At 74.0% G+C, this 13183-nt stretch carries 12 protein-coding genes; 1 reads left to right on the top strand and 11 read right to left on the bottom strand.

What is annotated here, in order from left to right; genetic code table 11:
- The first annotated feature begins 12 nt into the window (after window positions 1-12).
- Window positions 13-1311, top strand: coding sequence for a PhoH family protein (locus tag ACI79Y_RS06170; RefSeq protein ID WP_457157625.1), 1299 nt, complete (start codon window positions 13-15; stop codon window positions 1309-1311).
- Window positions 1312-1408: 97 nt separating this feature from the next.
- On the opposite strand, the gene ACI79Y_RS06165 is transcribed toward ACI79Y_RS06170, so the two are convergent.
- From ACI79Y_RS06165 to ACI79Y_RS06115, 11 genes are all read right to left on the bottom strand, one after another.
- Window positions 1409-2335: a type IV toxin-antitoxin system AbiEi family antitoxin domain-containing protein gene (locus tag ACI79Y_RS06165; RefSeq protein ID WP_457157624.1), complete on the bottom strand. Its 927-nt coding sequence runs from the start codon at window positions 2333-2335 to the stop codon at window positions 1409-1411.
- Between the two features lie 180 nt (window positions 2336-2515).
- The gene (locus ACI79Y_RS06160) at window positions 2516-2764 is read right to left on the bottom strand and encodes a hypothetical protein (protein ID WP_457157623.1); all 249 of its coding nucleotides are present in this window, start codon (window positions 2762-2764) and stop codon (window positions 2516-2518) included.
- Window positions 2761-5661, bottom strand: coding sequence for a hypothetical protein (locus ACI79Y_RS06155; protein WP_457157622.1), 2901 nt, complete (start codon window positions 5659-5661; stop codon window positions 2761-2763). The genes ACI79Y_RS06160 and ACI79Y_RS06155 overlap by 4 nt, the downstream gene beginning before the upstream one ends.
- Window positions 5642-7687: a flagellar biosynthesis protein FlhA gene (flhA, locus tag ACI79Y_RS06150; protein WP_457157621.1), complete on the bottom strand. Its 2046-nt coding sequence runs from the start codon at window positions 7685-7687 to the stop codon at window positions 5642-5644. The genes ACI79Y_RS06155 and flhA overlap by 20 nt, the downstream gene beginning before the upstream one ends.
- Window positions 7688-7895: 208 nt before the next feature.
- Entirely contained in the window at window positions 7896-9029 is a 1134-nt protein-coding gene (locus ACI79Y_RS06145) for an EscU/YscU/HrcU family type III secretion system export apparatus switch protein (RefSeq protein ID WP_457157620.1), read from the bottom strand.
- 25 nt (window positions 9030-9054) lie between these two features.
- A complete protein-coding gene (gene fliR, locus ACI79Y_RS06140; protein ID WP_457157619.1) occupies window positions 9055-9819 on the bottom strand; it encodes a flagellar biosynthetic protein FliR in 765 nt (254 codons plus the stop codon).
- An 8-nt stretch (window positions 9820-9827) separates the two neighbouring features.
- Entirely contained in the window at window positions 9828-10103 is a 276-nt protein-coding gene (fliQ, locus tag ACI79Y_RS06135; RefSeq protein ID WP_457084774.1) for a flagellar biosynthesis protein FliQ, read from the bottom strand.
- Window positions 10104-10139: 36 nt separating this feature from the next.
- On the bottom strand, window positions 10140-10967 hold the full coding sequence (fliP, locus tag ACI79Y_RS06130; RefSeq protein WP_457157618.1) for a flagellar type III secretion system pore protein FliP: 828 nt from the start codon (window positions 10965-10967) through the stop codon (window positions 10140-10142).
- Window positions 10964-11401 (bottom strand): FliO/MopB family protein, encoded by a 438-nt coding sequence (locus ACI79Y_RS06125; protein WP_457157617.1) that lies wholly within the window; start codon window positions 11399-11401, stop codon window positions 10964-10966. The genes fliP and ACI79Y_RS06125 overlap by 4 nt, the downstream gene beginning before the upstream one ends.
- Before the next feature lie 28 nt (window positions 11402-11429).
- Entirely contained in the window at window positions 11430-12173 is a 744-nt protein-coding gene (fliN, locus tag ACI79Y_RS06120) for a flagellar motor switch protein FliN (RefSeq protein WP_457157616.1), read from the bottom strand.
- On the bottom strand, window positions 12170-13141 hold the full coding sequence (locus ACI79Y_RS06115) for a flagellar motor switch protein FliM (RefSeq protein ID WP_457157615.1): 972 nt from the start codon (window positions 13139-13141) through the stop codon (window positions 12170-12172). The genes fliN and ACI79Y_RS06115 overlap by 4 nt, the downstream gene beginning before the upstream one ends.
- Window positions 13142-13183 lie beyond the last annotated feature (42 nt).

Here is a 13183-nt window from a genome sequence, read left to right as displayed (position 1 = left end):
GGGAGTCGATTCGTGAGCACTCGCCGTCGCACGTACGTCCTCGACACCTCCGTCCTGCTCTCCGATCCCGGAGCGCTGCTGCGCTTCGAGGAGCACGAGGTGGTGCTCCCGCTGGTGGTCATCGGGGAGCTGGAGGACAAGCGGGACCACCCGGAGCTGGGCTGGTTCGCCCGGCAGACGCTGCGCCGGCTGGACGACCTGCGCGTCCGGCACGGCCGGCTCGACGCCCCGGTCCCGGTGGGGGAGGACGGCGGCACGCTGCACGTCGAGCTCAACCACAGCGACCCCTCGGCGCTGCCGGCCGGGTTCCGCAACGACTCGAACGACAGCCGGATCATGACCGTCGCGCTCAACCTGCGGGCCGAGGGCCGGGACGTGTGCCTGGTGACCAAGGACGTGCCGCTGCGGGTGAAGGCGGCCGCCGTGGGCCTGGCCACCGAGGAGTACCGCGGCCTGGGCGTCGTGGACGCCGGCTGGACGGGCATGGCCGAGCTGTCCCTGGACGACGAGGAGATCGGCGAGCTGTACGACACCGGGTCGCTGTTCGCGCCGGCCGCCGCCGAGCTGCCGACCCACACCGGCCTGGTGCTGCTCTCCTCGCGCGGGTCCGCGCTGGGCCGGGTCACCCCGGACAAGCACGTGCGCCTGGTGCGGGGTGACCGGGAGGCGTTCGGCCTGCACGGGCGTTCGGCGGAGCAGCGGATCGCGCTGGACCTGCTGATGGACCCCGAGGTCGGGATCGTGTCCATGGGCGGGCGCGCCGGCACCGGCAAGTCGGCGCTGGCGCTGTGCGCGGGCCTGGAGTCGGTGATGGAGCGGCGGGCGCACAGAAAGGTGGTCATCTTCCGGCCGCTGTACGCCGTCGGCGGGCAGGAGCTGGGCTACCTGCCCGGCAGCGAGGGCGAGAAGATGGCCCCCTGGGCGCAGGCGGTCTTCGACACCCTGGGTGCCCTGGTCTCCGGTGACGTCGTCGAGGAGATCCTGGCCCGCGGGCTGATCGAGGTGCTGCCGCTGACGCACATCCGCGGCCGCTCGCTGCACGACTCGTTCGTGATCGTCGACGAGGCGCAGTCGCTGGAGCGCGGGGTGCTGCTGACCGTGCTGTCCCGACTGGGCACCAACTCCCGCGTGGTGCTCACCCACGACGTGGCGCAGCGGGACAACCTGCGGGTCGGCCGGCACGACGGCGTGACCGCGGTGATCGAGGCGCTGAAGGGGCACCCGCTGTTCGCGCACATGACCCTGACCCGCTCGGAGCGCTCGCCGATCGCGGCGCTGGTCACCGAGATGCTGGAGGACCTCCCGCTCTGACCCGCTCCGCGGTCGTCCGGCCGCGCTTCCCACGCTCTTCGGTCGCTTCCCACGTGCTCCAGTCCGTGGGACGCGACCGGAGAGCGTGGGAAGCAGGTCATCGGAGCTGGCGGGTGAGGGCCCGGTCGATCCGGTCGACGACGACCTGCCGGGCGTCCAGCTCGGCCCACACCCAGCGGACGACGCCCCACCGCTCGTCCCGGAGGGCGTCCTCCCGCCGCTTCTCCTCGAACACGGCATCCCCGGGTGACTGCCCGGGACGGAGCAGCCGGCCGTATTTGACGCGGCCGTCGAACTCCCCGAGCAGCCGCTGCTGCCGCCAGCCGAAGTCGCTGCGGCCGACGAACCCGCCGTCCGAACGGCGAACCTCCACCTGGAGGTCGGGCACCGGCAGCCCGGCCTCGATCATCACCGCCCGGCTGCGGCTCTCCCCGATGCTCTCGCTGCGCCGATCCGCGGCGGCCACCACCCGCCGGGCCCCTCGGCTGCCCCGGTTGCCGCTCGCCGCCGTGACGACGTCGGCGAGCTCGGCGGGCGTCGTCAGGCCGCGGTGCAGTGCGGCGTCGGCCACGGCGAGCGCCGGCCCGAAGGGCAGGGAGCGCGCGAGGTCGACCACCGTGCGGGGAACGCTGGTGACCGCCAGTCCGTCCACCACCACTGCGTCGTCCACCGCGAGACGCGCGGCGTGGGAGTGCAGGCGGCTCTCCCGGACGGCGCGTGCGGGCGGCTGCCGGGTGACGTGCACGTGACCGAGCGGGACGGCCCACAGCGGGAGGCCGTGTACGACCGCGGCCGAGGCGTGACTCACCACCGCTGGGGTGCGCAGGCCGGCCACGGTGGCTCGCACCCGGAGGAGATGCCGCTGCCGGCGGTCCAGGTCTCCCGGTTCCGGCAGGTAGGCGCCCCGCTGCAGCGTCGTCCACTCGCCGCGCCGGCGGAGCCGGCGGATCTCGTCGTCGACCAGGCCGGAGGCGAGAGCCCGGCGCCGCAGCACCAGGGCCGGTGGGCCGGTCATGGGTTCCATGCGGCCACGGTGCCGCCGTCCGGGGCGTCGGCCGACGGCCCCGGGACATCTGTGGACAACGCCGTGAGGGGTGGACGGCGGGACCCCTCGGCGCCGGGTTCCACGCTCTTCGGTCGCGACCCCCGTGCTGCGGCGCGTGGAACGCGGGTGAAGAGCGTGGAACGTGTGCGGGCGGACCGGTCAGGGGGTGGTGGGCTGATCCGACGTGGGCTCGGCGACCGGTGCGGTGGCCGGCTTGGGCTGCGGCCGGCGAGCTGGGGTGGTGGCCCAGAGCACCAGTCCGACGGCCACCCACCCCGCGCCCAGGCACCACAGCACGCGGATGAGCACCTCGTCGGTGCTCAGGTCGCCCCGGAGACCGAGCGCGAGGACGGGGATGGCCAGCACGAAGCCGGTCACCAGCACGTCCTTGCGGAACGGGCCGATCACGCCTCCAGCTCCTCCAGCCGCTCGCACAGCAGCGAGGCCCAGCGGTGGGCGGTCGCCCGGGCGCCGTCGATCAGCGCCACCGGCACCTGGAGGTGACCGAGCACGGCGGCCGGGTCAGCGGTCGAGTCGGTGTCCTGCACGACCACTGCGTCGACCCGGGGCAGCCCGCCCAGCCACGGCACCAGGTCCTCGGGCTTGCGGGTCGAGTCGAGCACGGCCCACACCGAGGTCGGCGACCAGACGGCCAGCATGTGCTCCAGCCACGGTCCGCCGGCGGTGCGCAGCGGCGCGTCGACGGCGACGATCGTGACCGTGCCGGCCGACGCGCTGGTCCGGCGACGCTCGAGGGCGGTCTCCAGGGAGCTGATCCGGCTGTGGTGGGGGGCGAGGTGCGCGAGCGCACCGGAGCTGGCCCACTGCACGGTCTCGGGGTCCAGCCGCAGCGTGAGCGCCAGGGCGCGCGCCGTCGCGAAGGTCTCCGCCCCGGGCCCGACGACCAGCAGCACCTCGCCCGGCTCGACGGGGAACCGCGGGGCCTGCGGCAGGTGGTCGGTGAAGGTCCGGGTGAGCGCCGCGTACACCCCGCGGGCGGCGACGTCGGCGAGGAAGTCCGGGCCCAGCAGCGTGTGCGGCACCCCGAGGGTGAGCAGCCGGATGACGAACTCCTCGGCGCGGCTGGCCGCGTAGGGCTCGAGCTCGGCCGACCGGGCCGGCACCAGGCGGGTCACCGTGGCCAGCCGGCCCTCGGGCTCCGCCTCGGGCGCGGGTGCGGCCGGCGGGGTGGGTGCGGCAGGCAGCTCGATGCGCACCGGCCGGGTGACCAGCGGGAGCCGGCTGCCGGCGCGGCGGGCCGGGGGCACCGGCGGACGGCCACCGCGCACCGGTGGCACGGCCGGCCGGGACCGCAACAGCGGTGGCGCGCCGTCGAGACCACCGGACCGCTGCGGGGGCAGCAGGGACAGCGGCGGGAGCACGGTGGTGGCGTCCAGCGGCAGCGGAGCCGGGTCGCTCGCGGTGCGGGCCAGGGCCGAGGAGACCACCGGTGCAGCCAGGTGGAACTCCTCGACGGGCTCGGGCCGCCGGGCGTCGTCGCGCCGCGGCGCCTCCTCGACCAGGACGGCGTCGACCACCCGCTGCGGGCCGGTGGCGGCCGGAGTCCGGTCGCCGTGGCCGTCGGCCCGGTAGGCGCCGGTGTCGTAGGCGCCGATCGCGTCGGCCGTGTCGACGTCGGCGGGGGCGTAGGCCCACGGCTGCGGGACGTCGCGGACCGGGGGCACCGCGGGCCGGGCGCCGGCCACCCCGGGCAGGGCGAACTCGGTCGTGGCCGGTTCCTCGGTCCACTCGGCTGCCTGGGGCCACTCGGCTGCGTCGGCGACCTGCTCGGGGACGCGGTGCCGGCCGCGGCCGGAGCCGTTGGCCGCCAGGACCTGCTCGAGCAGCTCGGCCAGCTCGTCGTCGGCGCTGCGTACGGAGTCGACCATGGAGAGGGGAGCTGCCCGGCGCCCGGCCTCGGCGGCTGCCTCGGCCTCCGCCGCCGCGCGGGCGGCCTCGGCCGCGGCCCGGGCGGACGCCTCGGCGGCCTCGGCCTCGGCCTGAGCACGCGCGGCCTCCAGGCGAGCCGCCTCCAGCTGGGCGGCCTCGACCCGCGCGGCCTCCAGGCGGGCGGCCTCTGCGGCGGCAGCAGCCTCCGTCTCGGCGCGGATGCGGGCGGCCTCTGCGGCGGCCTCGGCAGCCGCTGCCTCGGCCTCGGCGCGGATGCGGGCGGCCTCTGCGGCGGCCTCCGCCTCCGCCTCGGCCTTGATCCGGGCGGCCTCTGCGGCGGCCTCCGCCTCCGCCTCGGCCTTGATCCGGGCGGCCTCGGCCGCGGCGGTGGCCTCCGCCTCGGCGGTGATCCGGGCGGCTTCCAGGCGGGCGGCCTCGGCAGCGGCGGCCTCCAGCCGGGCGGCCTGCAGGCGGGCGGCCTCGGCGGCGACGGCCTGGGCGGCGGCTGCCTCGATGCGGGTGGCCTCGGCGGCGGCGGCCTCACGACGTGCGGCGTCGGCCGCCTCGGACTCCAGCCGCGCGGCCTCGGCGGCGGCGGCCTCGGCCACCGCGACGTCGGCCACCGCCGACTGCACCTGCGCGTCGCTGGACACCATCCGGGTGAGCGCGGCGGCGAACGGGGACGGAGCGGCGAACGGGGACGGGGCGGCGCCGGTGTCCCCGCTCATCGGTTCCTCGCCGGGCAGCGGGGCCTCGGCGAGCTCGTCGGGCGACAGCATGAGGGTGTGCCGGGCCGGGGTGAACGGCGTGGCGGCCGGTGCCGCCGACCGTGCGGGGCCCGTGCCCTTCGCCGACGACACGCGGCTCGTCGCGGAGGTGCGGGACGCCGCCGCGGTGCGGGAGGACGTCGCGGTGCGGGAGGGCGCCGCGTCGCGGGAGGACGCCGCGTCGCGGGAGGACGTCGCGGTGCGGGAGGGCGCCGCGTCGCGGGAGGACGTCGCGGTGCGGGAGGACGTCGCGGTGCGGGAGGACGACGCGGCGGACCGGGAGGCGGGAGCGGCGGCCTCGGCCCGGGGCGCACCGGGGCGCGAGTACAGCCCCACGGCCGGCTCGGCAGCGGAGTCCACGCCGAGCAGGTCGGAGAGCTCCTCCATCCGGTCGGCCAGCGAGGGCTGGGCGGCCTTGGCGGCGGCCGCGGCGGTGACCCGGCGGGTGGCCTCCGGGGTCGCCGGGGCGGGATCGGGCGTGCGCGGCAGCTCCACCTCGGCGACGTAGCGCTCGGAGGCGAAGAAGCCGAACATCCCACCGGTCCTGATCCGGCGCACGCCCACGATGCGCGCGGCCGGCCCGAACTCCTCGCGTGCCGCGGCGATCGCCTCGTCCCGCGTGGCGGCCTCAACGGATCGCGACGGCACCGCTCACCACTCCCAGTGACTCGATCTGGGCCGTACGGGACACCTCGTTGTACGAGATGACCGACAGCCGGGGCAGGACCTGGCGGACCAGGCGGGACAGCGCGGCGCGCACCTGCGGCGAGCACACGAGGACAGGGGAGAGGTTCATCCGGTCGGCCTCCTCGAGGAGGTCGGAGCAGCCGCGGACCAGCGCGTCGACGGTGTTGCCGTCCAGGGCGAGCACCTGGCCGCCCTCGGTCGGCCGGACCGCCTCCAGCAGTCGCTGCTCGAACGTCGGGTCCAGGGTGATCACGTGCAGCCGCTCGTCCGGGGTGACGTAGGGGTGGCTGATCGCAGCGCCGAGCGCGGCACGCACCGCCTCGACCAGCCCGTCCAGGTCGGTGGAGATCTTGGCGCGCAGCGACAGGGCCTCGAAGATGCGGACCAGGTCGCGGATCGAGACGCCCTCGTCCAGCAGCGCCTGGAGCACGCGCTGCACCTCGCCCAGGCTGAGCAGCGTCGGGGTGAGCTCCTCGACGACCGCGGGGTGGGTGCGCCGGATCATCTCCACCAGCACCTTGACGTCCTCCCGGCCCAGCAGCGACGAGGCGTTCTGCCGGACGACCTCGGCCAGGTGCGTGGTGATCACCGAGGAGCGGTCGACGACGGTGGCCCCGGCCATCTCGGCCTGCCGCTGCAGCTCGGCGGGCACCCACTTGGCGGCCAGCCCGAACACCGGCTCGCGGGTGGCCTTGCCGGGCAGCCCGTCGAGGTGGTCGCCGATCGCGAGCACCGTGCCGGCGGGGGAGGTGCCCTTGGCCGCGGGGACGCCGTTGAGCCAGATGACGTACTGCGAGGCCGGCAGGTCCAGGTTGTCCCGGGTGCGGACCAGCGGGATGACCAGCCCGGTCTCCATCGCGACCTTGCGCCGCAGGGCCTTCACCCGGTCCAGCAGGTCGCCGCCGCGGGCGGTGTCGACCAGCTCGACCAGGTCGAAGGCGACCTCCAGCTCCAGCGGGTCGACCCGCATCCGGTCGGCGATCGCCTCCGGGGAGTCCGGCTGCGGCTCGGCGGCCGCGACGTCGGTGGCGGGGGTCTCGTCGTCGTCCTCGTCCGGGGCGTCGGTCATCCGGCTGGCGGCGAAGAGGAACAGCGCACCGATGAGGAAGAACGGCAGCTTGGGCAGGCCGGGGATCAGGCACAGCGCCAGCGCGGCGATGCCGGCGATGCGAACCGGCTGCTTGTTGCGGCCCAGCTGGGTCATCAGGTCGTGACCCATGTTGCCCTCGGAGGCCGAGCGCGTGACGATCAGACCGGTCGCGGTGGAGATCAGCAGCGCCGGGATCTGCGAGACGAGGCCGTCGCCGACCGACAGCAGCGAGTAGGTCGAGACCGCCTCGGCGGGGGCGAGACCCCGCTGCATGATCCCGATCGCGAAGCCGCCGATCAGGTTGATCAGCGTGACGATGATGGCCGCGATGGCGTCGCCCTTGACGAACTTGCTGGCACCGTCCATCGAGCCGTAGAAGTCGGCCTCGGCGGTGACCTCGCGCCGGCGCTTGCGCGCTTGCGCCTCGTTGATCAGGCCGGCGTTCAGGTCGGCGTCGATCGCCATCTGCTTGCCGGGCATGGCGTCGAGGGTGAAGCGGGCGCCCACCTCGGCCACGCGGCCGGCGCCGTTGGTGATCACGACGAACTGGATGATCGTGAGGATCACGAAGATGACCAGGCCGACGATCAGCGAGCCGCCGATGACGAAGTGGCCGAAGGCCTCGATGACCTTGCCGGCGTAGCCGTCGCTGAGCACCAGCCGGGTGGAGGAGACGTTCAGCGCCAGGCGCATCAGCGTCGCGATCAGCACCAGCGACGGGAAGATCGCGAACTCCAGCGGCCGCTTGATGTTCATCGCGACCAGCAGGATCAGCAGCGACGCCGTGATGTTGAGGCCCAGCAGCAGGTCCAGCACGGCGGCCGGCAGCGGGACGACGAGCATCAGGACGATGGAGACGACCCCGATGGGGACGGCTGCCTTCGTCAGCTTGCCCACGAGACCTCGTTCCTGTGCTGCAGTGCCGGCGGTGACCGGGGCGCCGCAGCGCCCCTCCACCGCCGTTCTCGGCAGTCCCCGGAACGGCCGGTACCGCACGGCGGAGTGCCACACCGTGCGTCACAGCCGCGCCGCGCGCCTCAGGCGTGGCCCTCCTGCAGGGGCCCGCCGTGAGCGTGCGAGTGGTGGGGGGCAGGAGGGCCCTTCCTCAGCGGCGCCGTCCGGCCTTGGGCAGGCCTTCCACCTCGGGTGCCTCGAAGCCCGGCCGGTGCATCCCGCCGCGCACGCCGCGGGCGGACAGGTGCATGACGAACGCCAGCACCCGGGCGACCGCGGTGAACAGCTGGGGCGGCACCTCCTGCCCGAGCTCGCACGACCCGTGCAGGGCGCGGGCCAGCGGTACGTCCTGGACCATCGGCACCCGGCACTCCTCGGCCCGGGCGCGCAGCCGTGCGGCGACCTCGCCGGCGCCCTTGGCGACCACCCGGGGTGCGCCCTTCATCGGGTCGTACTTCAGCGCGACGGCCACGTGGGTGGGGTTGACCAGCAGCACGTCGGCGTCGGCCATCTCCGACATCATCCGGTTGCGGGACATCGACAGCTGGGTGGCCCGGCGCTGGGCCTTCATGTACGGGTCGCCCTCGGACTGCTTGTGCTCCTGCTTGATCTCGTAGGTGCTCATCTTCAGCTTGGTCATCGTCTGCTTGCGGACGACGAGGTAGTCCGCCAGCGCGATCCCCAGGCCGGTGAACCCGACCACGCGGAACATCAGCACCGCCGCGTCGGTGAACACCCGGGTGATCTCCGACAGCGGCAGGGCCCCGGAGGCGGAGACCAGGTGCTGGGCGTCGTCGGAGGTCAGCGCGATGACCGTGGCGAGCGCGATCGTCTTGATGATGGCCTTGGTCGCCTCCCAGAGGCCGTGCGTGCCGAACATCCGCTTGAAGCCGGGCAGCGGGTTGAACTTCTTCAGCGTCGGCTTCATCCCCTTGGTGGCGATGGTGACCCCGCCCTGGGCCGCGGAGGCCAGTGCGCCGATCAGCATCATGGCCAGCGCCATCGGCAGCAGGGTGGTGAGGAACGCGCTGAGCGCACGCCCCATCAGCTCCGACAGGGCAGCCTGCTCCGGCTTGTTGGCCACCGCGCCGACCTGCACGAACAGCTCCTGCACCGAGTCGAACGCACGGCCCACCAGCATCGGCAGCAGCACGCTCGCCGCGGCGGCGCCCAGCCACGTGCCCAGCTCCTGGGTCCGCGGGATCTGCCCGTCCTTGCGGGCCTGCTTGAGCTTCTGCGGTGTCGGCTTCTCTGTCTTCTCACCGCCCGGCCCGTCCTTGGCCATCAGTCCTCACCTCCCGGGACGTCCACTAGCCGCTCCGCAACGAGGTCATCGCCCGGACCGCGGTCTCCATCAGCGAGTCCAGGGCGGGCGGGAGCAGCGGGAAGGTGAGCCCGAGCAGGGCCAGGGTGGTCATGATCTTCACCGGGAAGCCGATGGCGAAGATGTTCAGCGCCGGGGCGGCGCGGGACAGCAGCGCCAGGGCGACGTCGGCGAGCAGCAGCACCGCCACCATCGGTCCGGCGATCTGCAGGGCGGCCAGGAACATCATGGAGAAGGCGGTGACCAGCGCCGACCCCAGCTGGTCGGTGGGCAACGCGCCGCCCACCGGGAGCCCCTGGTAGGACGTGACGAAGCCGCGGACCAGCAGCAGGTGCCCGCCGCTGGTGAACAGCAGGGTCACCGCCAGCAGGTAGTGCAGCTTGCCGATCGCCGCGTTGGTGGTGAGCGACAGCGGGTCGTAGGCCGGTTGCAGCGAGAAGCCGCCGGTGACGTCGATGAGGTCACCGGCCAGCTGCACGGCGGTGAAGAGCACCTGGACGACGAAGCCGAGGGCCGCCCCGATGACCGCCTCGGTGATCGTGGAGACGACGAGGAACCCCGCGGTGATCTCCGGCATCGTGCCCGTCAGCTGCGGGAACACCACCAGCGACAGCGCCACGGCGAGCGCGCCCTTGACCGCCAGCGGGATGCCGTTCGAGTTGAACGGCGGTGCCAGCACGATGAACCCGCCGGCGCGCACGGTGGCCAGCAGGAGCGCGGCCAGCGTCGCCGAGGGGACCTGGAGGTCCACCGCTTCCCTCAGCTCCTGCCGAGCAACCGCGGCAGCGACTCGAACAGGTGCTCGGTGAAGGAGACCAGCTCCGCGAGCACCCAGTTGCCGGTCACCAGCAGCGCGATGGCCACCGCGATCATCTTCGGCACGAACGACAGCGTCGGTTCCTGGATCTGGGTCGCCGCCTGGAACAGCGAGATCATGAAGCCGACCAGCAGGGCGGTCAGCAGGATGGGTGCCGCGACCTTCGCCGCGATGATCATCGTCTGGGTGGCGATCTCGGTGACGTCGGCGTCAGACATGCCGGCCCCCGGTCGTCCGGGCGCTCATCCGGGCGGTCATCCGTACGACCCGACCAGCGCGGTGGTGATCAGCGCCCAGCCGTCCACGATGACGAACAGCAGCAGCTTGAAGGGCAGCGAGACGACCGTCGGCGGCACCATCATCATGCCCATCGCCATCAGCGAGGCGCTGACCAGCATGTCCAGCACCAGGAACGGGATGAACACGACCAGCCCGATGATGAAGGCGCTCTTGAGCTCCGAGAGCACGAACGCCGGGACCAGGGTCATCATGCTGACCGCCGCGGCGTCGGCGGGCTGCTCCTCGCCGGAGAGGCCGATCATCAGCTTGAGCTCGTCGTCGCGGGTGTTGTCCAGCAGGAACGCCTTGAGCGGCTCGACGCCGGAGTCGTAGGCCGCCGAGGCGGTGATCGCGCCGTCCAGGTAGGGCTGCACCGCGACGTCGTTGATGTCGCTGAACACCGGTCCCATGACGAAGATCGTCAGGAACAGGGCGATCCCGGTGAGCACCTGGTTCGGCGGGGAGGTGGGCAGCCCCAGCGCGTTCCGGGTCAGCGCCAGGACCACCAGGATCTTGGTGAACGAGGTGACCAGCAGCAGCGCCGACGGCGCGATCGACAGCGCGGTGATCGCCAGCAGCAGGGTGACCGCGGTGCTGGGGTTGTTGCCCCCGATGTTGATGTCCAGCCCGCCGTTGTCGACCACCGGGGCGACCGGGGCGGTCGGCTCGGTGGGTGCGGTGGGGGCGGCCGACGCGGGGCCGGCCAGGAGCACCAGCCCGACCACCGCCAGCACGGCCAGCAGCGCGACCCAGCCGGCCCGGCGGCCCCAGGTGCGGGTGACCGGCGTGGCGAGCGCGCTCACGAGCGGCGCACCGTTCGGTCACGCAGCTCCTGCACCACCGTCGTCCACGCGCCGCGGTCCAGCACCGAGCCGGCCAGCGGGCCGGAGCTGCTGCGGGCCAGCGCCGGCACCCGGGTGGCGGGCAGCGCGGCGGTCTCGACGTCGGAGGCGGCCGCGTGCGGCCGGGCCTGCGCCGCCAGCGCGGTCTGCAGCTCCTCGTCCTCCAGCTCGGCGAGCAGGGTCACCTGCTCCTCGGTCGACCCGACGACCAGCACCCGGCCGGCGACGCGCAGCACCGAGACGCTGCTGGCCCGGCCCATCCGCTGCCGGCTCACCACCTCGATGACGCCGGTGCCCTGACCCAGACCGCGCTTCTTGGCGATCCGGGCCGCGAAGAGCAGCACCCCGGCGACGAAGGCCAGCGACAGCACGAGCCGGATGACCATCCACGTCATCGCCGGCTCCCGGTCGTCGCGCCTCGCGTCACTGGGGGCGCCCGTACTCGGCGGCGTCGGTCACGATCTCGCTGATCCGCAGGCCGAAGTCCTCGTCGACCACGACGATCTCGCCGCGGGCGATGAGGGTGCCGTTGACCAGCAGGTCCGCCGGGGCGCCGGCGGCGCGGTCGAGTTCGATGACCTCACCGGGGTGCAGCGACAGCAGCTCGGAGACCGTCATCCGGGTGCGGCCGATCTCGACGGTGACCTCCATGGCCACGTTGCGCAGCAGGTCCAGGCTGCCGCGCCGCTCGCGCGGCTGGGGCAGGGTGACCTGCAGGGCCAGGGTGGCCGAGATCTCCCCGCCGGCGGCCAGCGGGACGGCGAGGAAGACGCCCTTGTCCCGCAGGCCGTCCAGCGCCGCGACGACGTCCTCGGTGCGTTCGGCGGCGACCCGCACCCGGCCGAGCGCGGCCGCGGCGGCCTCCAGGGCCGGGCGCAGCGCCGTGGGCACGTCCATCGCCCCGACGGGGGAGTTGGTCAGCGCGGCGACGATCTCGGCGGAGAGCACCAGGACGATGTCACCGCTGACCTCACCGCCCAGGGCGGCGGTGACCGCGATGCCGGGCTCGGTCGGCAGCGGGACGGACTCCGGGTCGCTGACCGGGTCCCCGGCACGCAGGTCCAGCTCGGCGGGGAGGGCGGCGGCAGCAGCCTGGGCCGCCGCAGCGACCGCTGCGGCGATGGTCTCGGAGTCCGACGAGCGGTCGGTGCCGAAGGCGGTGGTCATGCTGGGTCCTTTCCGCCGGTCGCGGTGTCGGGGACGATCTCGGCGGCCAGGCGGCGCCGGTGGTTGCTGGGCAGGGCGTGCGCGAACGTGACGTCGTTGGTGGTGACCTGCAGCGGGCTGTCCTGGGCGTGCCGCAGCAGCAGGACGTCGCCCACCGCCAGGGACAGCAGGTCGCCCGACGGCACCTCGATCGGGTTGAACCGGACGCTCACGTCGACCGGGACGTCGAAGAGCCGCTCGGTCAGCGCCTCGAACGCCCGCTGCCGCTTGTGCCGCGCGGACTCCGACAGCTGCGGGGAGGCGGCGTTGCTCAGCGGGCCGGCGAAGGAGGAGAAGGGCAGCACCAGCGTGACGTCGGGCTCCCGGCTGCCCACGCGCATGCTGTAGGTGGCGACCATGACCGTCTCCGAACCGGAGGCGGCCTGGGCCAGTTGCGGGTTGTACTCGACGCCGTCCAACGCCGGGGTGATCGGCGTCACCGGGGCGAACGCCTCGCCGAGCTCGTCGAGCAGCCGGTCCAGCAGGTGGCCGGTGATCGCGCTCTCCATGCCGGTCATGGGCCGGGCGGGCTGCTCGCCCCCGCCGGACCCACCGAGCATGTGGTCGACCATCGCCATGGCGGTGTCCAGCGGCCAGGCGAGCACGCCCTTGCCGGCCAGCGGCTCCAGGGTGAAGGTCGCCACGAAGTGCGAGGTGGGCAGCGTGGCGATGTAGTCGTCGTAGGAGAACTGCTCGATGCCGACCAGCTCCACCCGGACGCCGGTGCGCAGCAGCGAGGTCAGCGTGGTGGTCGCCTGGCGGGCGAAGGACTCCTGGGTGATCTGCAGGATGCGGACGTGCTCGCGCGAGAGCTTCGTCGGCCGCCGGAAGTCGTAGGTGCGGGGCTCGCGACGACGCGTGCGGCCCTGCCCCTCGGGGCTCCGGGGGGCCGCGCTGGGGGCGTCGGCCACGGTGTCGGACAGGCTCACGCATGTCCTCATCGGCGGGGGACCGCCGGACCCTGACCAGCC

The organism is Modestobacter sp. SYSU DS0875, assembly GCF_054050915.1.
This window is presented reverse-complemented; position numbering and strand designations above follow the sequence as displayed.